35 protein-coding genes and 4 tRNA genes are annotated in these 24,296 nt (G+C 44.8%); all 39 read right to left on the bottom strand.

The window, feature by feature from the left end; translation table 11 throughout:
- Positions 1–38: 38 nt before the first annotated feature.
- Positions 39–2,699 (bottom strand): pyruvate, phosphate dikinase, encoded by a 2,661-nt coding sequence (ppdK, locus tag BLU87_RS03060; protein WP_092344566.1) that lies wholly within the window; start codon positions 2,697–2,699, stop codon positions 39–41.
- A gap of 42 nt (positions 2,700–2,741) precedes the next feature.
- The gene (gene glyS / locus BLU87_RS03055) at positions 2,742–4,805 is read right to left on the bottom strand and encodes a glycine--tRNA ligase subunit beta (RefSeq protein WP_092344564.1); all 2,064 of its coding nucleotides are present in this window, start codon (positions 4,803–4,805) and stop codon (positions 2,742–2,744) included.
- 50 nt (positions 4,806–4,855) lie between these two features.
- Entirely contained in the window at positions 4,856–5,725 is an 870-nt protein-coding gene (glyQ, locus tag BLU87_RS03050) for a glycine--tRNA ligase subunit alpha (protein ID WP_092344562.1), read from the bottom strand.
- 114 nt (positions 5,726–5,839) lie between these two features.
- Complete coding sequence (recO, locus tag BLU87_RS03045) at positions 5,840–6,577, bottom strand: DNA repair protein RecO (RefSeq protein WP_092344560.1); 738 nt, start codon at positions 6,575–6,577, stop codon at positions 5,840–5,842.
- An 88-nt stretch (positions 6,578–6,665) separates the two neighbouring features.
- Entirely contained in the window at positions 6,666–8,024 is a 1,359-nt protein-coding gene (mgtE, locus tag BLU87_RS03040; RefSeq protein ID WP_092344558.1) for a magnesium transporter, read from the bottom strand.
- Between the two features lie 157 nt (positions 8,025–8,181).
- Positions 8,182–8,610, bottom strand: coding sequence for a 50S ribosomal protein L17 (gene rplQ, locus BLU87_RS03035; RefSeq protein ID WP_092344556.1), 429 nt, complete (start codon positions 8,608–8,610; stop codon positions 8,182–8,184).
- Positions 8,611–8,647: 37 nt separating this feature from the next.
- Positions 8,648–9,661, bottom strand: a complete 1,014-nt coding sequence (locus BLU87_RS03030; RefSeq protein ID WP_092344554.1) for a DNA-directed RNA polymerase subunit alpha — start codon at positions 9,659–9,661, stop codon at positions 8,648–8,650.
- A 42-nt stretch (positions 9,662–9,703) separates the two neighbouring features.
- A complete protein-coding gene (rpsD, locus tag BLU87_RS03025; protein WP_092344552.1) occupies positions 9,704–10,333 on the bottom strand; it encodes a 30S ribosomal protein S4 in 630 nt (209 codons plus the stop codon).
- 18 nt (positions 10,334–10,351) lie between these two features.
- On the bottom strand, positions 10,352–10,747 hold the full coding sequence (gene rpsK / locus BLU87_RS03020; RefSeq protein ID WP_092344550.1) for a 30S ribosomal protein S11: 396 nt from the start codon (positions 10,745–10,747) through the stop codon (positions 10,352–10,354).
- A gap of 12 nt (positions 10,748–10,759) precedes the next feature.
- On the bottom strand, positions 10,760–11,128 hold the full coding sequence (gene rpsM, locus BLU87_RS03015) for a 30S ribosomal protein S13 (RefSeq protein ID WP_092344548.1): 369 nt from the start codon (positions 11,126–11,128) through the stop codon (positions 10,760–10,762).
- 17 nt (positions 11,129–11,145) lie between these two features.
- Positions 11,146–11,259 (bottom strand): 50S ribosomal protein L36, encoded by a 114-nt coding sequence (gene rpmJ, locus BLU87_RS03010; protein ID WP_029911095.1) that lies wholly within the window; start codon positions 11,257–11,259, stop codon positions 11,146–11,148.
- A 198-nt stretch (positions 11,260–11,457) separates the two neighbouring features.
- A complete protein-coding gene (locus BLU87_RS03005; protein ID WP_092344546.1) occupies positions 11,458–12,105 on the bottom strand; it encodes an adenylate kinase in 648 nt (215 codons plus the stop codon).
- A 12-nt stretch (positions 12,106–12,117) separates the two neighbouring features.
- Positions 12,118–13,425: a preprotein translocase subunit SecY gene (gene secY / locus BLU87_RS03000; protein WP_092344544.1), complete on the bottom strand. Its 1,308-nt coding sequence runs from the start codon at positions 13,423–13,425 to the stop codon at positions 12,118–12,120.
- Between the two features lie 3 nt (positions 13,426–13,428).
- Positions 13,429–13,869 carry a 50S ribosomal protein L15 gene (rplO, locus tag BLU87_RS02995; RefSeq protein WP_092344542.1) on the bottom strand — a complete coding sequence of 147 codons (441 nt, stop codon included), beginning with the start codon at positions 13,867–13,869 and terminating at the stop codon, positions 13,429–13,431.
- Positions 13,870–13,890: 21 nt separating this feature from the next.
- Positions 13,891–14,070: a 50S ribosomal protein L30 gene (gene rpmD, locus BLU87_RS02990; protein ID WP_092344540.1), complete on the bottom strand. Its 180-nt coding sequence runs from the start codon at positions 14,068–14,070 to the stop codon at positions 13,891–13,893.
- 32 nt (positions 14,071–14,102) lie between these two features.
- Positions 14,103–14,588, bottom strand: coding sequence for a 30S ribosomal protein S5 (gene rpsE / locus BLU87_RS02985; RefSeq protein ID WP_092344643.1), 486 nt, complete (start codon positions 14,586–14,588; stop codon positions 14,103–14,105).
- Positions 14,589–14,600: 12 nt separating this feature from the next.
- Positions 14,601–14,963 carry a 50S ribosomal protein L18 gene (gene rplR, locus BLU87_RS02980; RefSeq protein ID WP_092344538.1) on the bottom strand — a complete coding sequence of 121 codons (363 nt, stop codon included), beginning with the start codon at positions 14,961–14,963 and terminating at the stop codon, positions 14,601–14,603.
- 26 nt (positions 14,964–14,989) lie between these two features.
- The gene (gene rplF, locus BLU87_RS02975) at positions 14,990–15,526 is read right to left on the bottom strand and encodes a 50S ribosomal protein L6 (protein ID WP_092344536.1); all 537 of its coding nucleotides are present in this window, start codon (positions 15,524–15,526) and stop codon (positions 14,990–14,992) included.
- Between the two features lie 24 nt (positions 15,527–15,550).
- Positions 15,551–15,949: a 30S ribosomal protein S8 gene (gene rpsH, locus BLU87_RS02970; RefSeq protein WP_092344534.1), complete on the bottom strand. Its 399-nt coding sequence runs from the start codon at positions 15,947–15,949 to the stop codon at positions 15,551–15,553.
- A gap of 21 nt (positions 15,950–15,970) precedes the next feature.
- Entirely contained in the window at positions 15,971–16,156 is a 186-nt protein-coding gene (locus BLU87_RS02965) for a type Z 30S ribosomal protein S14 (RefSeq protein WP_092344532.1), read from the bottom strand.
- A gap of 21 nt (positions 16,157–16,177) precedes the next feature.
- The gene (gene rplE / locus BLU87_RS02960; protein WP_092344530.1) at positions 16,178–16,717 is read right to left on the bottom strand and encodes a 50S ribosomal protein L5; all 540 of its coding nucleotides are present in this window, start codon (positions 16,715–16,717) and stop codon (positions 16,178–16,180) included.
- A gap of 12 nt (positions 16,718–16,729) precedes the next feature.
- A complete protein-coding gene (gene rplX / locus BLU87_RS02955; protein WP_092344528.1) occupies positions 16,730–17,059 on the bottom strand; it encodes a 50S ribosomal protein L24 in 330 nt (109 codons plus the stop codon).
- Between the two features lie 26 nt (positions 17,060–17,085).
- Positions 17,086–17,454 carry a 50S ribosomal protein L14 gene (rplN, locus tag BLU87_RS02950; protein WP_092344526.1) on the bottom strand — a complete coding sequence of 123 codons (369 nt, stop codon included), beginning with the start codon at positions 17,452–17,454 and terminating at the stop codon, positions 17,086–17,088.
- A 10-nt stretch (positions 17,455–17,464) separates the two neighbouring features.
- The gene (gene rpsQ / locus BLU87_RS02945) at positions 17,465–17,731 is read right to left on the bottom strand and encodes a 30S ribosomal protein S17 (protein ID WP_092344524.1); all 267 of its coding nucleotides are present in this window, start codon (positions 17,729–17,731) and stop codon (positions 17,465–17,467) included.
- Between the two features lie 15 nt (positions 17,732–17,746).
- Complete coding sequence (gene rpmC / locus BLU87_RS02940; RefSeq protein WP_092344522.1) at positions 17,747–17,938, bottom strand: 50S ribosomal protein L29; 192 nt, start codon at positions 17,936–17,938, stop codon at positions 17,747–17,749.
- Positions 17,928–18,350 carry a 50S ribosomal protein L16 gene (gene rplP, locus BLU87_RS02935; protein ID WP_092344520.1) on the bottom strand — a complete coding sequence of 141 codons (423 nt, stop codon included), beginning with the start codon at positions 18,348–18,350 and terminating at the stop codon, positions 17,928–17,930. The genes rpmC and rplP overlap by 11 nt, the downstream gene beginning before the upstream one ends.
- 16 nt (positions 18,351–18,366) lie before the next feature.
- Positions 18,367–19,017 carry a 30S ribosomal protein S3 gene (gene rpsC / locus BLU87_RS02930; protein ID WP_092344518.1) on the bottom strand — a complete coding sequence of 217 codons (651 nt, stop codon included), beginning with the start codon at positions 19,015–19,017 and terminating at the stop codon, positions 18,367–18,369.
- A 17-nt stretch (positions 19,018–19,034) separates the two neighbouring features.
- A complete protein-coding gene (gene rplV / locus BLU87_RS02925) occupies positions 19,035–19,367 on the bottom strand; it encodes a 50S ribosomal protein L22 (RefSeq protein ID WP_092344516.1) in 333 nt (110 codons plus the stop codon).
- 29 nt (positions 19,368–19,396) lie between these two features.
- Positions 19,397–19,675: a 30S ribosomal protein S19 gene (gene rpsS / locus BLU87_RS02920; protein WP_092344514.1), complete on the bottom strand. Its 279-nt coding sequence runs from the start codon at positions 19,673–19,675 to the stop codon at positions 19,397–19,399.
- A 22-nt stretch (positions 19,676–19,697) separates the two neighbouring features.
- Positions 19,698–20,525, bottom strand: a complete 828-nt coding sequence (rplB, locus tag BLU87_RS02915) for a 50S ribosomal protein L2 (protein WP_092344512.1) — start codon at positions 20,523–20,525, stop codon at positions 19,698–19,700.
- A 33-nt stretch (positions 20,526–20,558) separates the two neighbouring features.
- Positions 20,559–20,846, bottom strand: coding sequence for a 50S ribosomal protein L23 (locus BLU87_RS02910; RefSeq protein ID WP_092344510.1), 288 nt, complete (start codon positions 20,844–20,846; stop codon positions 20,559–20,561).
- The gene (gene rplD / locus BLU87_RS02905; protein ID WP_092344508.1) at positions 20,843–21,466 is read right to left on the bottom strand and encodes a 50S ribosomal protein L4; all 624 of its coding nucleotides are present in this window, start codon (positions 21,464–21,466) and stop codon (positions 20,843–20,845) included. The genes BLU87_RS02910 and rplD overlap by 4 nt, the downstream gene beginning before the upstream one ends.
- A 25-nt stretch (positions 21,467–21,491) precedes the next feature.
- Positions 21,492–22,115 (bottom strand): 50S ribosomal protein L3, encoded by a 624-nt coding sequence (rplC, locus tag BLU87_RS02900; protein ID WP_092344506.1) that lies wholly within the window; start codon positions 22,113–22,115, stop codon positions 21,492–21,494.
- A 31-nt stretch (positions 22,116–22,146) separates the two neighbouring features.
- The gene (gene rpsJ, locus BLU87_RS02895) at positions 22,147–22,455 is read right to left on the bottom strand and encodes a 30S ribosomal protein S10 (RefSeq protein WP_092344504.1); all 309 of its coding nucleotides are present in this window, start codon (positions 22,453–22,455) and stop codon (positions 22,147–22,149) included.
- 16 nt (positions 22,456–22,471) lie between these two features.
- Positions 22,472–23,665 (bottom strand): elongation factor Tu, encoded by a 1,194-nt coding sequence (gene tuf / locus BLU87_RS02890; RefSeq protein WP_092344502.1) that lies wholly within the window; start codon positions 23,663–23,665, stop codon positions 22,472–22,474.
- 119 nt (positions 23,666–23,784) lie between these two features.
- Positions 23,785–23,860, bottom strand: a tRNA-Thr gene (locus BLU87_RS02885).
- A 28-nt stretch (positions 23,861–23,888) separates the two neighbouring features.
- Positions 23,889–23,965: transfer RNA gene (locus BLU87_RS02880), tRNA-Gly, on the bottom strand.
- Positions 23,966–24,082: 117 nt separating this feature from the next.
- Positions 24,083–24,167, bottom strand: a tRNA-Tyr gene (locus BLU87_RS02875).
- 53 nt (positions 24,168–24,220) lie between these two features.
- Positions 24,221–24,296: transfer RNA gene (locus BLU87_RS02870), tRNA-Thr, on the bottom strand.

The following is a 24,296-nucleotide window of genomic DNA, read 5'->3' as shown; positions in this document are numbered from 1 at the left end:
CGTTAGTGACTAACGGGGCTTTTTGTTTACTGCTGAGACTATTCGTCAGTCAATGCCGCATGTGCTGCAGCCAAGCGGGCGATTGGGACCCGATAAGGGGAGCATGAAACATAATCTAAACCCAGTTTATGGCAAAAGATGACACTGGACGGTTCGCCACCGTGCTCGCCACAAATCCCAACCTTCAAACCAGGGCGAGTACTTCGTCCTCGCTCAAAACCAATTTTCACCAGCTCTCCGACCCCACGTTGATCCAAAGCGATAAAGGGATCTTTATTCAGAACGCCACGTTCAATATATTCCGGCAGAAAATGTCCGGCATCATCACGCGATAACCCATAAGTCGTCTGCGTTAAATCATTCGTTCCAAAAGAGAAGAATTCAGCTTCAGTGGCAATTGCATCGGCGGTCAAAGCAGCACGTGGTAGCTCAATCATCGTGCCTATCAGATAATCGATTTTAATCCCATAATCAGCACACACTTCCTCTGCCACCCGGACAGCATTCGCGCGTAATATTTTCAACTCATTGACATGACTGATCAACGGAATCATGATCTCTGGGATGATTTTAAATCCTTCATTCTTTACCAGTTCACAGGCCGCTTCCATAATTGCCCGTACTTGCATATCATAAACTTCAGGGTAAGTGATCCCTAAACGACACCCACGATGTCCAAGCATAGGGTTAAATTCGTGCAGATTTGCGACATGTTCCTTAACCTCAGAGAAGCGGATACCCACGACATTGGCGAGTTCTGAAATATCATCATCATTTTGCGGCAGGAACTCATGCAACGGAGGATCAAGTAAGCGAATCGTAACAGGGAGACCTTTCATTTCACGGAAAAGGCCGATGAAATCCCCTTTTTGCATCGGTAAAATCTTATCCAGCGCCAACTTACGCCCTTCGACATTTTCAGCGAGAATCATTTCACGGACAGCTTGAATGCGGTCCCCTTCAAAAAACATGTGTTCGGTCCGACATAAACCAATCCCTTCAGCTCCGAAATCTCTAGCGATTTTAGAATCATGAGGAGTATCAGCATTCGTCCTTACTTTGAGACGCCTGAACTTATCAGCCCAGCCCATAAAAGTGGCAAAGTTGCCACTGACTTCCGGCTCAACCTTCGGCACCACACCAAGCATAACCTCACCGGCAGAGCCGTCCAGAGTGATATAGTCTCCCCGTTTAACAATCTCTCCAGATTTGGTTTTTATTTGCTGTTTTTCATAGTCTATTTTTATTTCGCCACAACCAGAGACACAACATTTCCCCATGCCACGTGCAACAACAGCTGCATGAGAAGTCATACCACCACGAGCGGTTAAAATACCTTGAGCAGCATTCATCCCATGGATGTCTTCGGGACTGGTTTCAATCCGCACGAGAATGACTTTTTTCTTCAGTCGGTTTTGTTCTTCTGCTTCGTCGGCAGTAAATACCACCTGCCCACTGGCAGCGCCTGGGGAAGCTGGAAGCCCTCTGGCAATCACATTTTTTTCAGCGTTAGGATCAAGAGATGGGTGTAAAAGTTGATCTAGCTGTTCTGGTTCGACGCGTAATACGGCTTCTCTTTCCGTAATTAATCCTTCAGCAACCATGTCGACCGCAACCCGGATAGCAGCTTGCGCTGTCCGTTTCCCGGTTCTGGTTTGCAACATATAGAGTTTCCCTTTTTCCACGGTAAACTCAATGTCTTGCATATCTTTGTAGTGCTTTTCCAAAATTTCTCGGATTTTGACCAACTGGGCATAGCCCTCTGGTATGACCTCTTCCATCGATGGAAGGTCACCCTCTTTATGCTTAGCCAAATTGATCGGTTGTGGTGTTCTGATTCCGGCAACAACATCCTCTCCTTGAGCATTGACCAGATATTCACCATAGAAATAGTTTTCTCCGGTAGCAGGATCGCGAGTAAAGGCAACACCCGTTGCACAATCATCGCCCATGTTACCAAAAACCATCCCCTGAACATTAACTGCCGTTCCCCAATCACTCGGAATGCCATGGAGCTTACGATAGGTGACTGCACGTGGGGTCATCCATGAGCCAAACACCGCACCAATAGCCTCCCAAAGCTGCTGCATGGGATCTTCGGGAAAATCTTCGTCTAGATGTTCCTTATAGCTGGCCTTAAACTCTTTGACCAGTTGTTGCAGATCGTCGGCCTCAAGCTCAGTATCAAGCTCGACACCTTTTTCCTCTTTTTTCTGCACCAGTATTTTGGCAAAAACTTCGCCGTTCATCCCCTTAACAACATTGGCATACATCTGGATGAAACGACGATAAGAATCGTAAGCAAAGCGTGGATCGTTACTTTGCTTGATAACCCCTTGAACAGTCTGGTCATTCAAACCCAGGTTCAAAACTGTATCCATCATCCCCGGCATTGACGCCCGCGCTCCTGAACGGACTGAAACCAGTAACGGATTCTCACTGCCGCCAAAAGTCTTGTCCATCCGTTGTTCAAGCACCTTCAATGCCTGATCGACTTCAGCGGCTAAGCTATCGGGATAGGCATGCTTATTATCATAATAGGCCGTACAAACTTCTGTAGTAAGGGTAAAACCGGGTGGGACTGGAAGCCCAATGGAAGTCATTTCGGCCAGGTTGGCTCCTTTTCCCCCCAAAAGTTCTTTCATTGACCCATCACCGTCAGCCTTACCGACACCAAAGGCATATACAAATTTAGACATTTTGTTGCTCCTTCTCACACGGGATCAAAACAATTTACAAAATCAGGAAATCCGACGAAAATCAGCAATCCCCTTGAACAAACCAGCGACAGCGGTCAATAAAGCCAGCCGGTTATTCTGAACTGCCAAATCCTCTACCATAACCATCACATTATCAAAAAACGCATCGACAGGCTGACGTAATCCTGCGACTAACGCCAGTGCTTGATCATAATCATGTTCGACAATAGATGCTGAAACCTTTGCTTGTACGTTTTGCAGATCGGCATAGAGCGTTTTTTCACTCTCCTCGACTAACAGATCTTCCTCGACAGGTTGATCTAATCCTTCTTTAATAATATTCCCAACCCGTTTAAATGCAACCGCTAATGGAGCAAAATCATCCATTTTTTTGAGTTTTGAGAGCGCTTCGATCCTTTTAAGCGCATCAAGAGGCTCATCAAAAGAGGCACTAAGGACGGCATCAATGACATCAGCAGGATAGTCGCCAGCAGACAACATATTGACAAATCGTAAGCGAATAAATTCGACAACATCATTTGTGATTTCTAGAGCCGTACGTTGTCGTTTTTCTTCTAACAGCTCTACGCTTTGAACAACCAGATCGGGAATCGATATAGCATAGCCACGATCCAGAATAATCGCCAGAATTCCGATGGCATTACGTCGCAAAGCATAAGGGTCTGCAGTTCCAGTCGGAATTAAGCCAACACTAAAGCAGCCACAAATGGTATCAATTTTATCAGCTATGGAGACAAATGCACCAATGTCATCACTGGGTAAATCTCCTCCAGCCTGAGTAGGCAAATAGTGTTCATAGATTGCCGCTGCAACGCGCCTATCTTCTCCCTCTATCAAGGCATATTCACGCCCCATAATACCTTGCAGTTCTGGGAATTCGTAGACCATCCCAGTTTCCAGATCACACTTAGCTAAAGTTGCGGCCCGTTTTGTCTTGTCTACATCTTGTGGGGCAATGCGCTTAGCTAAGCCGGTCGCCAACTGGGTAAACCTTTCTATTTTTTCATAACTGGTCCCCAGCTTTGCTTGATATACGACCTTCTTCAACAGCTCCAACCGTGATTCGAGTTTACTCTTCTGATCCTCACGCCAAAAGAACATGGCATCAGATAGACGTGCCCTCAGCACCCGTTCATTTCCAGCAACAACGACACGCGAATCTTTCGCATGGGTGTTTGCTATCGTAATAAAGTGGGGTAATAATTTTCCCTGGGCATCGACCAGAGTAAAGTAACGCTGATGCTCTCGCATACTGGTAATCAAAAGTTCAGGGGGTAATTGGAGGAATTGATCCTCGATGGTGCCAGCCAAAGCTTGGGGCGATTCAACCAGACAGCTGACCTCGTTTAAAAGCTCATCATCAGGGTTAATTGTCCCCCCCAAGCGCTCAGCTAAGACAGCTAGCTGCTCTTGGATAAGTTGACGCCGTTTACTGATCTCAGGGATAACATGGTGCTCTTCAGCCTTCAATAAATAATCATCGACACCTGTCACACTAAATTCTTCTGGCGCCATAAAGCGATGTCCTCTGGACATATTGCCACTGTGCAGATCACCAAAAATGAAAGGGACAACCTCGCCAGCAAAAACAGCAACAATCCAATGCATCGGTCTGACAAAGCGGACGTCGAGATTTTTCCAGCGCATTGATTTCTTAAAAGATATTTTGCTGATGATCCGCGGCAAAATTTGTTGTAGTTCTATTTTGGTCTCGCCGCCTTCAATCACCTTGGAAATAAATAAATATTTGCCCTTTGCGGTCTCGATTGTCTGCAATTGTTCTACGTCAACCCCATTTGTCCGGGCGAACCCTACGGCTGCTTTTGTTGGATTACCTGAATCATCATACGCGATCCGCGCTGGGGGACCAGTAATTTCCAACTCTTGGCGTTGCTGTTGGGTTGCGACATCCTTAACTGACACTGCCAACCGTCGTGGCGTCGCAAAAGTTGATATTTCACCAAATGAGATGTGCGCACGTTCTAACTCTTGGCTGAGTTGCTTCTGAATATCCTTTAAAGCCAGCGCAATAAACCCGGCTGGGATCTCTTCAGTCCCCAGTTCGAGAAATAGTTCTGCAGACATGTATTACTCCAGTTAATTAAGTATTGATAGATTCAGTCGTAAGATATAAATCACTTTTTCAGCAATGGATGACCAAGTTTCTCTCGCTGGTCAATATAGGCTGCTGCACAAAGTTTTGACATATGACGGACTCTGCCAATATAACTTGCACGTTCAGTCACCGAGATAGCACTTCTTGCATCCAGCAAATTAAAAGCATGGGAGCATTTCAAAACAAAATCATACGCAGGAAAAACGAGATCTTTTGCGACTAAGTTGAGAGATTCCTTTTCATACATATCAAACAGTTGAAAAAGCATTTTGGTATCCGCTTCTTCGAAATTATAGTGGGAAAACTGGACCTCAGTCTGATGATGTATGTCTCCGTATTTGATCCCTTTGACCCATTCGAGATCATAGACGTTATCCACACCCTGCAGGTACATAGCAATACGTTCTATTCCATAGGTAATTTCACCGGGTATCGGTTTCAGCTCAAAACCACCACACTGTTGAAAATAGGTGAATTGGGTAATTTCCATTCCATCCAACCATACTTCCCAGCCAAGCCCCCAAGCACCCAAGGTTGGTGATTCCCAGTCATCTTCAACAAAACGGATATCATGAGCTAAGGGATCAACGCCAAAGCTCTTAAGCGAATCAAGATAGAGATCCTGAATATTTTGCGGGGATGGTTTTAACAATACCTGAAACTGATAGTAATGTTGTAATCGGTTTGGATTTTCGCCATAGCGCCCATCAGTAGGACGGCGGGAAGGCTCAACGTAAGCAACATTCCAGGGTTCCGGTCCGAGTGCTCGCAAAAATGTTGCCGGATTAAACGTACCGGCCCCTTTCTCGATATCATACGGTTGTTGAATAATACAACCTTGCGCTGCCCAGTAGTTCTGTAATGATAGAATTAAATTCTGAAATGTCACGGTACCTCCATAAAACCATAATCAATCATATAAATAATGGCGTAGTAGTTGTAAAAAGGAGCCGCGAGTTTAGCTCCCACCTCTAATGTTGTCAAGATTTGCAACAAGCTATCATCAACACAGAAACTGCTGCGACTTTGGCTCTCTAGGCAAAACCTGTTGCAATACCTGTGTCAGGATCAAACTTGCTTCTTGAATTGTCTTTCGACCAAAAGAAAAAGCATCAAACTGCTGATGACCAACATTTAAAGATCGCGCTAGAGAACCGACTGTGCCCAATCCAATTGGCACTCCAGCTGACCCAGCACATTGGAGACAAAGGCTCCCACCACGAATTGCATCAAATCGGATCGGTTCGTCATCAAAAATTTTAAGACATTCACTACAGTGGAGCAGATGGGGCATATACCCGAGCAGATAAATCAACCGCAATTCAAATAATAGCTTAGCGCTTAAATGGTCCCCACCCCGATCAAGATAGTCCAAAAAACTGCAAAGTAATTCATATATAACTGAATGGAGTTGTCCTTCCTCCAACAGCAATTCAACTAACTCAACACCATAACTGGCAAGAGCGAGGCGTTGCAAATCAGCACGCAACCCGACTCGTGCCGTAAGAAGCTCTGAGTCTTGCAACAACCAGAAATTGCCACGTCCTGATTTCCACTGAAAGATAGCTTGGGTAAATGGATCCAAGACAGCAGCGAAGCGTTTGCGGCTCTTACGCGCAGACTTTGCAAATCCTTTTTGCAACCCATAGTCAGGGGTAAAAAGGGACAGAATAACATCTGCTTCACCATAATTTATATGGCGTAAAACCAATGCTTCACAGCTATGTAAGTCGGAAACCATAAAGTTATCGGCTTAGGGTAAGGAAATCAACTGACGCATCGACATCTCTCCGGCTAACAGATTTTACCAACACCCTCGTCATTAATGTTTAGGTTAAATAGGGAAGAAACAGTGTAGCGGTACTGAAATAAATCATAATCCCAGTAATATCATTCACTGTCTGGACAAATGGACTTGAAGCGATAGCGGGGTCCACGCCTATTTTCTTAAAAAAAGCAGTAACAACAACACCCATACAAGCTGCGACCGTAATCGCAGTAACCATAGCAACCCCGACAACCAATCCTAGGTATAAATTTTGATGCCAGATTGATGCGACTCCGGCAATAACAATTCCACAGACTAAGCCCATGATCAGCCCAACCCTCAATTCTTTCAAAAAAACCTGCCGAATCATAGAAAAATCAATCCGCCCGGTGGCAAATCCACGGACTAGAATTGTTGAGGTTTGCCCTCCGACATTCCCCCCCATCCCGGTAATCACAGGAATAAAAGAGATCAGCATAATCACTTGTTCCAGGGTGGCCCGATAATACCACATCAGTGTCCCAGTAACGACACCACCAACAAGGGTTGTCAACAACCAAGGGAGACGCAACCTAGCAATCTGAAAAGATTTATAGCCTAGCAAAAGTTCTTCTTCACTGGTACCAGCCATCCTCAGAATATCTTCAGTTGCTTCATCACGCATGACATCTATGACATCATCTACAGTGATTAGTCCCAGTAATTTCCCCTGATCATCAACCACTGGGATGGCCAATAGGTTGTACTTGGCAACCATCTGAGCGACTTCTTCCTGGTCCATATCCGACCTGACACGCATGACATTCGTAGACATGATATCGGCTAATTTGGTCGTTGGTGGAACAGTCAATAACTGACGTAATGATAAAACCCCGACTAGATGGTTATGTTCATCTGTGACATAAACATAAAAAACCATCTCATAATCTTCAGAATCCTGAAGCGCTTCGATAGCATGTCGAACACTTATATCTTGGTTGAGAAAAAACACGTCGGTCGACATGATACTACCGGCTGTCTCTTCCTCATAACCCAGCAAGTACTCAACGTCATCTGACTGATCGTCATGCAAAGCTATGAGGATTTGCTCTCCGAGATCATCAGGAAGGCTTCTTATAAATACCGCACTGTCGTCGTCGGCCATTTCATGGATAATTGAGATAAGATAATCACGATCAAGAAGTTCAGCAATTTGCGGCCAAGAATCAGGCTCCAATTCAGCTAAAACGTCAGCAACTCGCTGTAAATCAGGGGTTAACTCAAGAAGAGTTTTCTGTTCGTGAACGTCAAAATAACGCAACAGGTGGGCAATATCTGCGGGGTGTATTTTGCCGAGCGCTTTTTTCAGGTTTGATGTTGCATTACGTCGCAATAGCTTACTGACAGTACCCTGTAAAACCTGAATTTTTTGCTCATGCATAAATAACGCCCAGCAACACTTATAAAGAGTTATAGAATCAAATGAAAATTAACATTCAGCACCAACAGAGTCAATTAGATCACACTCTTAAAACAAAAATAGGGGGGCAAAGATTCAAATCTCTGCCCCCCTATTTAACCTGACCTATAAAAGACGCTTATGCGGTTGCAACCTCTGATACTTCAGCCGACACAGGAGCTGGTTCAGTCGTTGTATCTTTAGCAACAAAACCCTCTTCGACTAACTCAATGATCGCCATTGGGGCATTATCACCTTGTCGGTTCACAAGCCGGATAATCCGCGTATAACCACCAGGACGTTCTGAAAAGCGTGGTGCAACCATATCAAACAGTTTAGCAACAACGTTCTGATCGGTGATGACTTGAAGCGCTTGTCTCCGAGCGTGTAAATCGCCACGCTTTCCAAGAGTAATCATTTTGTCAACAAGCTTACGTAACTCTTTAGCACGAGTCACCGTAGTGGTAATTTTCTCATTTTCAAAAAATGATGTTACCATATTCCGCATCATATGCTGACGGTGATCCGGTTTCCGACCGAGACGTCTGCCTGATTTATTGTGGCGCATTACTAATGTTCCTTTCTAAAAACCAATCTAAGGGAGACTATTCGTCGTCATGACCCTTTTGAATCAACTTCAAATAATCAGGATCTGGAAAATTGTCTAACTTTACTCCAAGCCCCAAGCCCATTTCAGCAAGAATATCTTTTATTTCGTTAAGAGATTTCCTACCGAAGTTCTGAGTTTTCAACATTTCAGCTTCAGACTTTTGAACCAGCTCACCAATAAGATTAATCTGAGCATTCTTTAGACAGTTAGCACTTCGAACCGACAACTCCAACTCTTCAACAGATCGGTAAAGGTTTTCGTTAATTTTATGCTTTTCGTTACTTTCTTCTTCAACAACCGGTTCTTCAGTTTCATCAAAATTAATGAATATCTGCAACTGCTCTTTATAAATCTTTGCTGCATAAGCGATTGCATCTTCGGGCTTAACGCTACCATCAGTTGAAACTTCAAGCGTCAGCTTGTCATAATCAGTAATTTGCTCAACACGTGCATTGGAAACCGTATAGTTCACCTTAGTAATTGGTGAAAAAATAGCATCAATAGGAATCGTTCCTACTGGCGCATTATCATCACGGTTTTTTTCAGCAAAAACGTATCCCTTACCCATAGCAACGGTCATATCTATTTCTAGATCTGTTTCGTCCCCACAGGTAGCAATGTGATGGTCAGGGTTCAATATCTCAACGTTTTGATCGGTGATAATATCACCTGCCCTAACAATACCAGCACCTTTTTGAACGATCCTGATATTACGGTCATCATGACCGTCATGCAAACGCACTTTAACACCCTTCAGGTTCAGAATAATGTCAGTGACATCTTCAGTGACACCAACAACACTTGAAAATTCGTGCTGAACATTCTTAATACGAACAGATGTAATCGCAGCACCCTGAAGTGAAGACAGGAGGATGCGACGCAAAGAATTACCAAGGGTTGTACCAAAACCACGCTCGAACGGTTCAGCAACAAATTTACCATAATTATTGGTTAATTCTGTCGCCTCCAAACGCATCGGCTTGATCAAATCTCTCCAGTTTTTGTACATATATTCTTACTCCCTCTCAAGAGATCCTGATGAGATGATCAATTACTTAGAATAAAGTTCAACTATCAGTTGCTCTTGGAACTCTGGGTTAGTTAATTCACTTCTAACAGGTAACGTCTTAATGGTCCCCTTGAAAGTGTCTCGCTCAAGCTCAACCCAAGAAGGCAAACCACGACGCATGACACTATCCAAAGATTCATTAATGCATACAACTTCACGACTTTTCTCACGTAAAGTGACAACATCATTTGGACGAACCAGGTATGAAGGAATATTAACCTTTTGACCATTCACTTGGAAGTGACCATGACGCACCAAAGTTCTTGCTTGAGCACGTGATGCCGAGAAGCCAAGGCGATAAATAGCACTATCAAGCCGACGCTCCAAAAGGATCAACAGGTTCTCACCGGTAACGCCTTTCATACGATCTGCTTTAGCAAAATACAGTCTAAACTGTTTTTCCTGCAAACCATAAGTACGTTTTACCTTTTGCTTTTCGCGCAATTGAGTTCCATAATCTGAAACCTTGGTACGACGTTGACCATGCTGACCAGGAGCGTAATTACGACGTTCCAAAGCGCACTTATCGGTATAACATCTGTCCCCTTTCAGAAACAGCTTGGTATTTTCTCTTCTGCATTGACGGCAGACTGGACCAGAGTATCTAGACAACTTCTTCCTCCTCGATGCTTATACGCGACGACGCTTAGGTGGACGACAACCATTATGCGGAATTGGGGTGACGTCTTTAATCATGGTCACTGTCAAACCTGCGAGTGAAAGTGCACGCAGAGCTGATTCACGACCACTGCCAGGACCTTTTACATAGGCTTCAACTGAACGCATCCCATGTTCCATCGCCTTTGTTGCTGCATCCTCAGCTGCAATTTGTGCTGCAAATGGTGTGCTTTTACGAGACCCCTTGAAACCTTTAGCTCCAGAGGTTGACCAAGCAACGACATTACCCATCGGATCACAAATTGTGACGATGGTATTATTAAAAGTAGATTGAATGTGAACAACGCCCCTGGCAATGTTCTTCTTCTCAACTTTTTTACGAACGACTTTTTTACCTGATTTAGCCATGATAACTCCGCTTTATTTCTTCTTACCGGCAACAGTCTTCTTCGGCCCCTTACGAGTCCGTGAATTATTTTTGGTATTTTGACCGCGCACAGGTAAACCTTTACGATGTCTTAAACCACGGTAACAGCCAAGATCCATTAAACGCTTAATATTCATAGAGAGTTCCCGACGCAAATCACCTTCCACATGGCAATCTTTATCAATCAACTCACGAATCTTAAGAAGTTCAGATTCAGTCAAATCATCAGTTCGGGCATTGCAGTCAACACCAGCCTGTGAAAGTATATTTTTGGATGTAGTACGCCCGATCCCATAGATATAGGTCATGGCCACTTCAATGCGTTTATTACGCGGTAAATCGACTCCAGCAATACGTGCCAATTTTTCCTCCTAGGGCGTTATCCCTGCCTTTGCTTGTGTTTCGGATTCTCGCAAATGATCCTGATAACACCTTTTCGTTTAATAACCTTGCATTTATCACAGATCTTCTTAACCGAAGCTCTAACCTTCATTGTGAGACCCTTTTCCTATCAAATTCATCTACCAACAGTGATAGACCTACCTTATAGACATATATCCCAGAGACAAGTTGTTATCTCAGAGCCATTTTCTGTTATTGCTAAGTCCACTGATACATCAGTTATGAACAATAATCATATTAGGGTAAAATCAAACATGACTACCCTGCACAACCGCACAAATCAATGATTTCAGGAACCACTGAGAGCAGCGACAATCTCGCTTTGTACAGTTGAAATATCAGCCATACCATCAACGACGGTCAGTAACCCCTGCTTGGAATAATAATCCTCAAGCGGTGCCGTCTGCTGTTGATAAACTTGCATCCGGTTGCGGATAGTCGCTTCGCAATCATCATCGCGCTGAATCAACTTACCTCCGCACTCAGTACAACTCCCATCAGCAGCTGGTGGATCGTATTGCAGATGAAAACCTTTTCCACATTCGACACATGAACGTCTGCCGGTCAAACGTGCTACCAAGGCCTCAACCTCAACCTGCAAAGAAACAACAGCATCAAGCTGTTTATCAAGATCAGCAAGGACTTGCTTTAACGCATCTGCTTGTTGCAGTGTGCGCGGAAAACCATCAAGTATAAAACCTGCAGCACAATCATCTGCTTGTAAACGCTCGCGCACAATCCCAATAACAACCTCATCAGGGACTAAATCACCTGCGTCCATATATTCTTTTGCTTTGATCCCCATCGGAGATTTTTCGGAGACAGCCAAACGCAACATGTCACCAGTAGAAATCTGAGGTATACCAAAACGCTTTACAAGCATCGCTGCTTGCGTACCTTTTCCAGCACCCGGGGGTCCAAGTAAAACAATTTTCATTGAAAAACAATCCTAACCGTGACGACCCTTAAGAGTAACGCCCTTCATAAAGCCCTCATATGACCGTGAGATCAGATGGGCTTCAATTTGCGAGGCAGTGTCCATACCGACACCCACAACAATCAGTAGAGAAGTGCCACCAAAGAAAAATGGTGTATTCAATTGACTGATCAAAAGTGTTGGCAACACACAAACTACCGATATATAAATAGCACCTACAAATGTCAAACGGCTTAAAACCATGTCTAGATAATCCGCAGTTTCTTTACCCGGACGGATACCAGGGACAAACCCACCCTGATTTTTTATATTATCAGCCACATTGACAGGGTTAAACGTTATAGCCGTGTAGAAGTAGCAAAAGAAAACAATAAAAGCAATATAAAAAACGTTATAGACCCAATGCGATGGCGACAGATAAGTCGACATAGTCCTAACCCATGGGGCATCAATAAAATTTGCAATAGTTGCAGGGAACATCATGATTGAACTAGCAAAGATCGGGGGAATAACACCACTCATATTAATTTTCAGCGGCAAATGACTTGCTTGTCCACCCATATTGCGCATACCAACGACACGTTTAGCATAGTGAATCGGTACGCGGCGTTGAGCCCGTTCCATAAAAACAATCGCTCCAACAGTCACTAACATCAGAGCCAAAATAAAGACCACAATCGTCGGTGTCATAGCACCGGTTTGCACTAAACGGATTGAGTTAACAATTGCCGCAGGCATTCCAGCAACAATGCCAGCAAAGATGATCAATGAAATACCATTACCAATGCCGCGCTCTGTGATCTGCTCACCAAGCCACATAATAAAAGCAGTACCAGCCGTCAACGTAATCACTGTCATCAGGATAAAGCCGATTCCAGGATTAGGCACAACTGGCTCACCGGCAGGTCCCAACATCGACTGCAAACCGACAGCTATCCCAGCACCTTGAATAACAGCCAGAACGATGGTCCCATAGCGTGTATATTCGGTAATCTTCTTCCGGCCCTGTTCACCGTCTTTGGATAACTTCTCAATCGGCTCAAAAACCACCGTTAAAAGTTGTAAAATTATCGACGCACTGATGTACGGCATTATACCCAAGGCAAATACCGCCATTTGCTGTAATGCACCACCAGTAAAAGAACTCACAAGACCAAGTAGAGTGCCTTCAGTTCCTTCAAAAAATTTAGCCAGAACGTGCGCATCTATTCCAGGAGTCGGAACGTGACACCCAACCCGATAGACTGCCAGCATAGCCAAGGTGAAGAGAATCCTCCGCCGCAGCTCAGGGATAGCTAAAATATTCTGCAGCGTAGACATAGTCTAAAGAACCTCAACCTTGCCACCAGCAGCTTCAATCTTGGCAGTAGCAGATTTACTGAATTTATGTGCATAAACGGTCAAAGACTTTGTTAACTCACCATCAGCAAGGATCTTAATCCCATCCTTAAGGCCGACAACGAGACCAGACTTACCGTACAACTCAAGATCAACGACAGTTCCTGAGTCGAAATTCTCAAGATCACGCAAATTGACTAGATTATAAATTTTTCTATTTCTAGAAACAAATCCACGCTTCGGAATTCTTCGTTGCAGAGGCATTTGCCCACCTTCAAAACCAGGCTTAACACCGCCACCACTACGAGCATTCTGACCCTTATGCCCCTTTCCGGAAGTCTTACCAGTTCCCGAACCAGGACCACGTCCAATACGCTTTCTATTTTTTGTCGACCCTGAGGCCGGCTTTAAATTACTTAAATCCATCTTACTGTCCTCTGCGTGTTGTCAGTCTTCAATCGCAACCATATGCTCAACCTTACGAAGCATACCACGAATTTCCGGAGTATCCTGCAAGGTGACCGTCTTCTGGAGACGTGTTAAGCCTAGACCTTTAAGCACTTTAGCAAAATAAGCCTTACGACCAATCGGACTTTTCTTGAGGGTGACCCTTACTTCCGTCGCCATTATCGTTCTCCTAAATCCAAAAACTCTTAACCCTAAACTATCCCTCTACGAGCATTGATTTCTTCAGGGCTTTTAAGCATTTTGAGAGCATTCATTGTTGCCTTGACAACATTGTGTGGATTATTAGAACCCAGACACTTGGTCAAGATATTACCAATCCCAACTGCTTCTAAAATGGGACGAACAGCACCACCGGCAATAACACCTGTACCGGCAGAAGCTGGTTTCAAGAGGACTCTACCAGCACCAAACTTACCGATAACATCGTATGGGATAGTTCTGCCGTCCTGAATAGGTACTTTGATCAAGCTTTTCTTTGCTTGCTCAACGCCCTTACGGATAGCTTCAGGAACCTCTTTAGCCTTACCCAGACCGTAGCCTACATGTCCGCTGCCATCGCCAACTATAACAAGGGCAGAAAAACTAAAACGCCGTCCACCTTTGACAACTTTAGAGTTACGGTTAATATGAATGACTCGGTCGGTCAATTCTAATTCATTGGGATCAATGTGCAGCACAAACATTCTCCTCTAGAGCTTCAGACCCGCTTCCCTGGCAGCATCAGCAACTGCTTGAATGCGGCCTTGGTACAGGAAGCCGTTACGGTCGAAAACGACATTAGTGATATTCTGATCAAGAGCTTTTTTGGCAATCTCGGTTCCTACAGCTTTTGCTGCTAGTAAGTTTCCACCATTGCTCAAATCAATATCCTTACTAAGAGTTGAAGCCGCAACTAAAGTCGTACCAGTTACATCTTCAATAATCTGAGCATAGATATGCTTTGCACTCCGAAAGACAGAAAGCCTTGGACTTTCAGTTGTTCCTCTAATCTTTTTTCTAACCCGTGCCTGGCGTTTTAATCTTGATGCACGCCTCTTTTGGGAAACATCCACAATTATGCTCCTTGCTGAAATTTTACTTACTTACCGGTTTTCCCAGCCTTACGCAAAATATGTTCATCAGCATATTTAATTCCTTTACCTTTGTAGGGTTCAGGTTTGCGATATGAACGTATTTTAGCTGCGGTAGAACCGACAAGTTGCTTATCAATGCCAATAACTGAAAGCTTGGTCTGCTTATCAATTTCAACACTTATACCCTCAGGAAGCTCATAAACGACTGGATGAGAATACCCAAGTGACAAAGTTAAAACCTTACCGCTGATTTCGGCACGATAACCGACACCATTAATTTCTAAATCTTTCTTAAAACCAACAGTTACACCTACAACCATATTATTTATCAGTGCCCTGGTTAATCCATGTAGAGCAGAGTCCTGCTTACTATCAGAGGGTCTGGTAACATTAATCTGATCAGTTTCAACTGCGACGGTCATTCTCTCATGCAATTCTTGAGTCAATGAACCCTTAGGGCCAGTGACGACCATCTGGTTGCCGTTGAGTGAAATCTTCACACCCGCAGGGATTACAACTGGTAATTTACCGATACGTGACATTTTTTGAAGCTCCTTGCTCTGCTATTACCAAACGGTACATACAACTTCGCCACCTACTTGAGCTTGGCGAGCAGAAACATCATCAAGAACCCCTTTAGATGTCGACAAAATCGAAGCACCAAGGCCGTTCTTTACCCGTGGTATATCATCCTTGCTAACATAAACTCGTCGACCTGGAGTAGAAATACGCTTAATTTCATGGATGATCGGTTCTTGGTTATCATCGTATTTCAGATAAATCCGCAGGACACCCTGCTTATTATCACTGATAACTTTTACGTTTTTAACGTAACCGAGTTCCTTTAAAACTGTCGCAACAGCGACCTTAGCATTACTCGAAGGCAAATCTAGTTTTGCGTGTCCCGCCATTCCAGCATTACGAATGCGGGTTAGCAAATCTGCCATCGGATCTGTCATAGACATGGATGAATCTCCTTCTTGCTGTTACCAGCTGGACTTGACAACACCAGGAAGTTTACCTTCGGATGCCAGTTTCCGCAGACATATTCTGCACATATCAAACTTACGATAATAAGCGCGCGGACGGCCACATATCGGGCAGCGATTGTATTTACGAACCGCAAACTTATTAGGCCGTTTTGTTTTGGCAATCATCGATTTCTTCGCCACAATATCCTCCGCTCTTCAGCTTTATTTTCTAAACGGCATGCCGAGTCCAGTCAACAATGCGCGACCTTCCTCATCAGTTTTAGCCGTTGTTACAATAGTAACGTTTAACCCAGACACTTGTGCAATCTTATCAAGATCAATTTCTGGGAATATCAACTGCTCTCTAATTCCCAAAGTATAGTTACCTCGACCATCAAAAGCCTTGGCAGAAATACCTTTGAAATCTCGGACGCGAGGCAAAGCCACATTGACCAAACGGTCGAGGAATTCCCAAGCTCGATCCTGCCTTAAGGTGACACACGCACCAATCGACATATCTTCGCGCAACTTAAAGCCTGCAATAGCTTTTTTTGACTTGGTAATAACTGGCTTCTGTCCGCTGATACGCGCTAATTCATCAACCGCAGATTCAAGAAGTTTAGGGTTCTGGATAGCTTCCCCAAGCCCCATATTAAGCACAATTTTCTCAATACGAGGAACTTCCATAACTGTCTTGTACTGGAATTCCTTCATCAGAGCAGGTACCTGCTCTTGAATGTATGCCTGCTTTAACCTGGCCATCAAACTCTCCGTTTATTTATCGACACTCTCGTTACATTTTTTACAATAACGAGTTTTGCTGCCATCTTCAAGCATACGCACACCTGTACGAGTTGCTTGATTACAAGAACCACAAATCAGCATAACGTTAGATATACTCAATGGCGCTTCCTTCTCAACAATCCCACCCTCAGGATTTAATTGATTAGGTCGAGTATGGCGCTTAATAACGTTTAGGCTTTCAACAACAACGCGTCCCTTACCAGGTAAAACACGTAAAACCTTTCCAGTTTTACCGCGTTCTTTACCGGCAATAATTTCTACCATGTCATTTTTCTTGACATGTGTTTTTTCAATAGACATCGTCTTGATACTCCAACACTCTAAAATTATAAAACTTCAGGAGCTAGCGAAACAATTTTCATGAAGTGCTTAGCCCGCAACTCTCTGGCAACCGGACCAAAGATACGCGTTCCCAGTGGCTCATTACCTGTACCAACAACCACCGCTGAATTGCCATCAAAACGAACAAAAGATCCGTCGGTTCTAGGCACTTCTTTGGCCGTACGAACAATCACCGCACGTACAACATCACCTTTTTTAACTTTAGAGTTTGGCAATGCTTCCTTAACGCTACAAATAATGATATCGCCGATACCGGCGTACTTGCGCTTAGAACCACCCGGGACTTTAATACAACAGAGTTTTTTTGCACCCGAGTTATCTGCCACGCTAAGCATGGTTTGCATTTGAATCATACTAACTCTCCTACGCGGTAACGGCTTTTTCCAAAACCTGTCGTACGCGCCAGCGTTTACCTTTTGACAATGGTCTGGACTCGACAATAAGAACTTTGTCACCAATCGAACAGTCATTCAACTCATCATGAGCCTTACAACTGACTTTACGCTTGATGAATTTCTTATAGACGCTGTGCTTGACCAGATCGTCAACTCGAACAACTACCGTCTTGTCCATCTTGTCACTGACAACAATACCGACACGGGTCCTTCTGCTACCTCGTTCTTCGCTCATTTTTCCTCACACACACTAAGCATTCAGCTTGCCTGAAAGTATAGTTTTGGCCCGGGCAACATCCTTACGAACTTGAGAAACCCTTGCTGAATTCTCCAGATGACCAGTATGCAACTGAAATCTCAGATTAAAAAGTTCCTGCTGCAGCTCTTGCGTCTTAACTTGCAATTCTTCAACACTGAGATCTTTGATTTCATCAACTTTCATCGCCAACCTCTCTCTTAACAAATCTTGTTTTTATTGGAAGCTTGCTAGCACCAAGACGGAAGGCTTCACGTGCTATCTCCTCTGTCACACCCTGCATTTCATACATGATATGACCAGGCTTAACAACGGCAACCCATTTCTCTGGTGACCCCTTACCTTTACCCATACGAGTTTCAGCAGGCTTACTGGTTAATGGCTTATGCGGAAAAGAACGAATCCAGATTTTTCCACCCCGCTTAATATAACGAGTCATTGCGCGACGTGCCGCTTCAATTTGACGAGCGGTAAGCCAAGTACATTCTAAGGCTTGCAAGCCATAATCGCCAAAATTGACATCTGTACCACGCGATGCCTGACCGGTCATCCGCCCAGTAAACTGCTTTCTACGCTTAACTTTTTTAGGCATTAACATGACAAACTACTCCTGATCAGCCAGCTGGCTGGACTTTCTCTTTCCCTAGTACCTCACCCTTAAAGATCAGCACCTTGACACCAATAATTCCATAGGTTGTCATAGCCTCTGCAAACCCATAGTCAATATCAGCACGTAATGTATGCAAAGGAACACGCCCCTCACGATACCATTCAGTACGACTCATCTCGGCACCGCCAAGACGACCAGCACAATTAATTTTTATGCCTTTTGCACCAAACTTAAGAGCCATACTCACGCTGCGTTTCATCGCACGACGAAATGCGACCCGCCGCTCAAGCTGCAAAACGACATTCTCTGCAACCAACTGAGCGTCGACCTCAGGCTTACGAACCTCCTGAATATTGATGAAACACTCATCATCGGTGATCTTAGCTAGATCTTTTTTTAAGACCTCAACCTCAGAACCTTTTTTACCAATGATTATTCCTGGACGTGCAGCATAAATATTTATTTTAACTTTATTTGCAGCACGTTCCAGTTCAATTTTAGAAATTCCGGCATGATAAAGACGCTTTTTAATAAAATTACGCAGCTTTAAATCTGCATGTAATTTTTCAGCGTAATCAGAATCCGCATACCAGCGAGACTCCCATGTCCGGTTAATTCCGAGACGAAAACCTATCGGATGAACTTTCTGGCCCAAAGGGACACCTCCTCGACTTACTTAACGTCCAGTACCACAGTAATGTGGCTGGTTGGCTTACGAATTCGACTGGCACGACCCTGAGCGCGGGGCATAAACCTCTTGAGCGCAGGTCCTTGATCAACCATCACTGTTTTTACAAACAGCTGGTCGACATCAGAAACTCCACCCTGCTCGGCATTAGCAACAGCAGACTTCAACAGTTTAGACAATATTGGAGCGGTTTTTTGAGGAGAAACTTGCAAGATATTCATTGCCTCCTGTATCCCCTTACCGCGCACCATATCAACAACGAGTCTGGCCTTGCGTGGCGAGAGCCGCACATTCCTTAATTTGGCTTGTGATTCCATCTCTTGGTACTCCTGTCAGAAAACAAGATTTATCTGACTTTGCTCTTTTTATCGCTACCGTGCCCATAATAAGTCCGGGTCGGCGCAAATTCACCTAACTTATGACCAACCATATTTTCACTGACAAAAACTGGGATGAATTTTTTGCCATTATGCACAGCGAAAGTCATACCAACAAACTCAGGAATAATAGTTGAACGACGAGACCAAGTCTTAACAACCTTATTACGGCTTGCTTCCCCTTCAAGGTTCACATTACGCAACAGGCTATCTTGAATGTATGGCCCTTTTTTTATTGATCTTGCCACGAGTTTCTCCTAAAGACTTAGTTTACTTTTTATTCCTACGACGGACAATAAACTTATCGGTACGTCGATTGGTGCGTGTCTTATAGCCCTTCGTAGGGACACCCCACGGAGTTACAGGATGACGCCCACCAGAACTCTTCCCTTCACCACCACCATGCGGATGATCTACGGGATTCATTGCAACACCACGCGATTGAGGCCTTTTACCTAACCAGCGATTACGACCGGCCTTACCAATCTTAATTTTTTCAAAATCGAGATTCCCAACCTGGCCAACAGTAGCGCGGCACTCCTGCATCACTAGGCGAACTTCACCAGAAGGCAAGCGCAATTGAGCATAACGCCCCTCTTTAGCAGCTATCATCGCATAAGCACCCGCACTCCGAGCCAACTGCCCACCTTTGCCAACCTTCAGTTCAACATTATGAACCCAAGTGCCAAGGGGAATAGAACGAATTGCCATCGTATTGCCTGGCTGGATATCAGCTGAGTCGCTCGCAATAACACTGTCACCGACATGCAGACCGTTTGGAGCCAAGATATAACGTTTTTCCCCATCAGCGTAAAACAGCAATGCAATGCGTGCACTACGGTTAGGATCATACTCGATTGCCGCAACACGAGCAGGAACCTCAAGCTTATCACGACGAAAATCAACCACCCGATACTGGCGCTTATGTCCACCGCCAGTATGACGCTTCGTGATACGACCTGAATTGTTGCGCCCACCAGAACGTGTCAGCGGAGCCAATAGAGACTTTTCTGGCTTATCCTTAGTGATCTCCTCAAACGTAGAAGAGGTCATATGACGCCGACCATCTGAGGTTGGATTATATTTCTTAATGCCCATGTTAACTACTCCATACCGGCAAAGCGCTCAGCCTTACACACCATAAAAATCTATATTTTGACCCTCTTCAAGAGTCACATATGCCTTTTTCCAATTGTTGCGTTGCCCCATATTAGCACCAACACGCTTAACTTTACCTCGCAACTGGATCGTATTTACAGCTTCGACTTTTACATCAAATGCTTTCTCAACCGCTTGTTTAATCTCAATCTTGTTAGCATCTCTACCAACCTCAAAAGCGACAATACGAGAACTCTCTTTCAATGCATTCGCTTTTTCAGAGATTAGCGGCCTGCGGATAACTTCATGCAAGGGTTTCATTTCTCCAAAGCTCCTTCAATCTCAGTCACAGCAGCATCAGTCAGAACAAGGTGTGGGTATTTAAGAATATCGTAGACATTCGCACCATCAGCTCGCAAAATCTTGACATTATGCAGGTTTCTTGCGGAAAGTTCAACCATAGAATTGGCTTGATCAATTATAAATAACACACCATCAAGCTTGAACCTGCTAACAAGTTCTGCAAAAGACTTCGTACTGATTTTGTCCATTGAAAGTTTATCGACAACGACAAGCTTCTCAGCTTGATAACGGGCCGAAAGAGCACTACACAACGCAGCCTTCTTAACTTTTCGGTTAAGCTTAAAATCATATGAACGCGGTGACGGACCAAACGCAGCACCACCACCAACGAAATGTGGAGCACGCGTGGTTCCTTGACGGGCATTCCCCGTCCCTTTTTGCCGATATGGCTTCTTGCCCCCACCAGCAACAGCGCTACGGTTTTTAGTTGCCGCAGTTCCTTGGCGTCTTGCTGCCAGCTGATATCGAACCATATCATGCAGAAGATACTCTTTTACTTCAGTATTAAAAACAGCCTCAGCGAGTTCTCTCTCACCAACCTGTTTATTATCCTGATTATAAATTGTTACAGTTGCCATTTACCTACTCCTAAATCCGTAGAGCCTAAGCTTTAATCCCTTTGCGGATTTCAATCAATCCATTCTTTGACCCGGGAACGGCACCACGCACAAAGACAAGATTTTGCTCAGGGCGAACATCAACTACAATTAGATTCTGTGTCGTTACACGAACATTACCCAACTGACCAGGCATTTTCTTACCTTTAATAACCTTAGCAGGCCACGCAGATTGTCCAATTGCACCAGGCCGCCGTTTAAACATAGACCCATGTGTTGCGCGACCACCCGAAAAGCCCCAGCGTTTAATAACCCCCTGAAACCCTTTACCTTTGCTTGTACCAGTAATATCAACCCTATCACCAGGACTAAACAGATCACAGCACACTTGATCACCTACAGAGCAATCGCCAGTAAGCTTAAACTCACGAACATAAGCAAAAGCGCCCTTGCCTGAATTCTTAAAGTGTCCCATCTCGGGCTTATTCACCCGTTGCGACGCCTTAGCTTGAAAGCCTAACTGAGCGGCTTCGTATCCATCGCTAGCAGTCGTTTTTCTCTGCAGCACTGTGCAGGGGCCAACTTCCAGCACTGTTACTGGAATACGCTGGCCGTCAGCTGCAAAAACCTGACTCATGCCTAATTTTTTTCCTAATAATCCGTTGGTCATTACCGTGCCCTTAAATTGCTATATTGTTCGCCTAAAGCTTGATCTCTACATCAACGCCCGCAGAAAGATCCAGCTTCATCAAAGCATCAACAGTCTGTTGTGTCGGCTCCATAATATCAAGCAGCCGTTTATGAGTTCTAACCTCAAATTGTTCACGGCTCTTCTTATCAACATGAGGACCACGCAACACACAGTATTTGTTGATGATAGTAGGAAGTGGAATTGGACCAACCAAACGCGATCCAGTTCGCTTCGTAGTATCAACGATTTCTGCAACAGCCAAGTCCAGCAAACTATGATCATAGGCTTTCAGGCGGATTCTAATCTTTTGAGTAGACATCAATTATTCCCTCGTATTACTCGATAACTTCGCTGACCACTCCGGCGCCAACGGTACGGCCACCTTCACGGATTGCAAAGCGCAGTTCTTTATCCATAGCTATCGGAGTGATCAATTCTGCGGTCATCGCAATATTATCACCAGGCATAACCATCTCAACACCTTCAGGCAATTCTACAACACCGGTCACATCGGTGGTCCGGAAGTAGAACTGTGGACGGTACCCCTTGAAGAATGGTGTATGACGACCACCTTCTTCTTTGGTCAGAATATAGGCTTCGGCCTTAAATTTAGTATGCGGGGTAATGCTTCCCGGCTTAGCGAGAACTTGTCCACGCTCAATGTCGTCGCGCTTGATCCCACGAAGCAAAATACCGCAGTTATCGCCTGCTTGACCTTGATCCAGAAGCTTCCGGAACATCTCAACACCAGTAACAACGGTCTTGAAGGTGGGCTTCATGCCGACAATCTCAACTTCTTCCTGTACCTTGATGACACCACGTTCAACACGTCCGGTTGCAACGGTACCACGCCCAGAGATGGAGAAGACATCTTCAACTGGCATCAGGAAGGGGCGGTCAACAGCGCGCTCTGGCTCGGGGATATAACTATCAACAGCATCCATAAGCTCGAGGACTTTGTCTTTACCGATTTCATCATCGCGACCTTCAAGAGCAGCGAGGGCGGAACCGGCAATCACAGGAATATCATCACCTGGGAAGTCGTAGCTGGAGAGCAACTCGCGAATTTCCATCTCAACGAGCTCCAGAAGCTCTTCGTCATCAACCATGTCCGCTTTATTCAAGAAGACAACCATGGCGGGAACACCAACCTGGCGAGCAAGAAGGATATGCTCACGAGTTTGAGGCATTGGACCGTCGGCAGCTGAAACAACCAGAATAGCTCCATCCATCTGAGCCGCTCCAGTGATCATGTTTTTAACGTAGTCGGCATGACCCGGGCAGTCAACGTGGGCATAGTGACGATTGTCTGTCTCGTACTCAACATGGGCGGTTGCAATAGTAATACCACGCTCACGCTCTTCTGGGGCATTATCAATCTGATCAAATGCCTTAACTTCGCCACTCCCTGACTTTGCAGCCAATACACTGGTTATAGCGGCAGTTAATGTTGTCTTGCCGTGGTCAACGTGACCGATGGTGCCGATGTTAACATGCGGCTTTGTCCTTTCGTACTTTTCCTTGGACATGATAAAACCTCCCTTTTGTTGTCTTTAACGTCTACCGTTTATTGTTTGTTGGTGTAAAACAACCAGAACCTATAATAATCTCAAATACACTTTTAACGCCAAACATCCTCAAAAAAAGATGGAGCCCACAACCAGATTTGAACTGGTGACCTCATCCTTACCAAGGATGCGCTCTACCAACTGAGCTATGTGGGCCAAACGTCCTTTTTTGCGCAGAGCTAAATGGAGCGGGAAACGGGATTCGAACCCGCGACCCTCAGCTTGGAAGGCTGATGCTCTAGCCAGCTGAGCTACTCCCGCCCAAACTCTAGCGCACAAAATGTATGTTCTTAGGACTCTACACGACCCTGCCCCAGTTCCTTCGGCCTTACAGCCTCCTGGCGTACAGCAGCCGGGCTTTATCCGGTAAGCCTAAATTGGTGGAGGGGGGAGGATTCGAACCTCCGAAGTCTACGACGTCAGATTTACAGTCTGATCCCTTTGGCCACTCGGGAACCCCTCCAGGGGAACCGGTATTTTCTATTTTTCCTAACGGGCGAACCCGATTAAAGCGACTGGAGCTGGCGAGAGGAATTGAACCCCCAACATCCTCATTACAAGTGAGGTGCTCTGCCAATTGAGCTACGCCAGC

The organism is Desulfuromusa kysingii, from assembly GCF_900107645.1.
Lineage (GTDB): Bacteria > Desulfobacterota > Desulfuromonadia > Desulfuromonadales > Geopsychrobacteraceae > Desulfuromusa > Desulfuromusa kysingii.
The sequence above is the reverse complement of the archived record's forward strand: the minus strand, read 5'-3'. Positions and strand labels throughout refer to the sequence as shown.

Coding starts and splice junctions, on each gene's coding strand:
- rplP (WP_092344520.1), bottom strand. CDS start 18,350: ATGTTAATGCCTAAAAAAGTTAAGCGTAGAAAGCAGTTTACTGGGCGG.
- recO (WP_092344560.1), bottom strand. CDS start 6,577: ATGGTTTCCGACTTACATAGCTGTGAAGCATTGGTTTTACGCCATATA.
- glyS (WP_092344564.1), bottom strand. CDS start 4,805: ATGTCTGCAGAACTATTTCTCGAACTGGGGACTGAAGAGATCCCAGCC.
- rplB (WP_092344512.1), bottom strand. CDS start 20,525: ATGGGCATTAAGAAATATAATCCAACCTCAGATGGTCGGCGTCATATG.
- rplX (WP_092344528.1), bottom strand. CDS start 17,059: ATGTCTATTGAAAAAACACATGTCAAGAAAAATGACATGGTAGAAATT.
- secY (WP_092344544.1), bottom strand. CDS start 13,425: ATGTCTACGCTGCAGAATATTTTAGCTATCCCTGAGCTGCGGCGGAGG.
- BLU87_RS02910 (WP_092344510.1), bottom strand. CDS start 20,846: ATGAAACCCTTGCATGAAGTTATCCGCAGGCCGCTAATCTCTGAAAAA.
- rpmJ (WP_029911095.1), bottom strand. CDS start 11,259: ATGAAGGTTAGAGCTTCGGTTAAGAAGATCTGTGATAAATGCAAGGTT.
- ppdK (WP_092344566.1), bottom strand. CDS start 2,699: ATGTCTAAATTTGTATATGCCTTTGGTGTCGGTAAGGCTGACGGTGAT.
- rpmC (WP_092344522.1), bottom strand. CDS start 17,938: ATGAAAGTTGATGAAATCAAAGATCTCAGTGTTGAAGAATTGCAAGTT.
- rpsQ (WP_092344524.1), bottom strand. CDS start 17,731: ATGAGCGAAGAACGAGGTAGCAGAAGGACCCGTGTCGGTATTGTTGTC.
- rplC (WP_092344506.1), bottom strand. CDS start 22,115: ATGACCAACGGATTATTAGGAAAAAAATTAGGCATGAGTCAGGTTTTT.
- BLU87_RS03030 (WP_092344554.1), bottom strand. CDS start 9,661: ATGTACAAAAACTGGAGAGATTTGATCAAGCCGATGCGTTTGGAGGCG.
- rplV (WP_092344516.1), bottom strand. CDS start 19,367: ATGGAATCACAAGCCAAATTAAGGAATGTGCGGCTCTCGCCACGCAAG.
- rpsK (WP_092344550.1), bottom strand. CDS start 10,747: ATGGCTAAATCAGGTAAAAAAGTCGTTCGTAAAAAAGTTGAGAAGAAG.
- tuf (WP_092344502.1), bottom strand. CDS start 23,665: ATGTCCAAGGAAAAGTACGAAAGGACAAAGCCGCATGTTAACATCGGC.
- rplD (WP_092344508.1), bottom strand. CDS start 21,466: ATGGCAACTGTAACAATTTATAATCAGGATAATAAACAGGTTGGTGAG.
- rplQ (WP_092344556.1), bottom strand. CDS start 8,610: ATGCGCCACAATAAATCAGGCAGACGTCTCGGTCGGAAACCGGATCAC.
- rpsH (WP_092344534.1), bottom strand. CDS start 15,949: ATGTCTATGACAGATCCGATGGCAGATTTGCTAACCCGCATTCGTAAT.
- rpsJ (WP_092344504.1), bottom strand. CDS start 22,455: ATGTCTACTCAAAAGATTAGAATCCGCCTGAAAGCCTATGATCATAGT.
- rpmD (WP_092344540.1), bottom strand. CDS start 14,070: ATGGCGACGGAAGTAAGGGTCACCCTCAAGAAAAGTCCGATTGGTCGT.
- rplF (WP_092344536.1), bottom strand. CDS start 15,526: ATGTCACGTATCGGTAAATTACCAGTTGTAATCCCTGCGGGTGTGAAG.
- rplO (WP_092344542.1), bottom strand. CDS start 13,869: ATGGATTTAAGTAATTTAAAGCCGGCCTCAGGGTCGACAAAAAATAGA.
- rplE (WP_092344530.1), bottom strand. CDS start 16,717: ATGGCCAGGTTAAAGCAGGCATACATTCAAGAGCAGGTACCTGCTCTG.
- mgtE (WP_092344558.1), bottom strand. CDS start 8,024: ATGCATGAGCAAAAAATTCAGGTTTTACAGGGTACTGTCAGTAAGCTA.
- BLU87_RS03005 (WP_092344546.1), bottom strand. CDS start 12,105: ATGAAAATTGTTTTACTTGGACCCCCGGGTGCTGGAAAAGGTACGCAA.
- rplN (WP_092344526.1), bottom strand. CDS start 17,454: ATGATTCAAATGCAAACCATGCTTAGCGTGGCAGATAACTCGGGTGCA.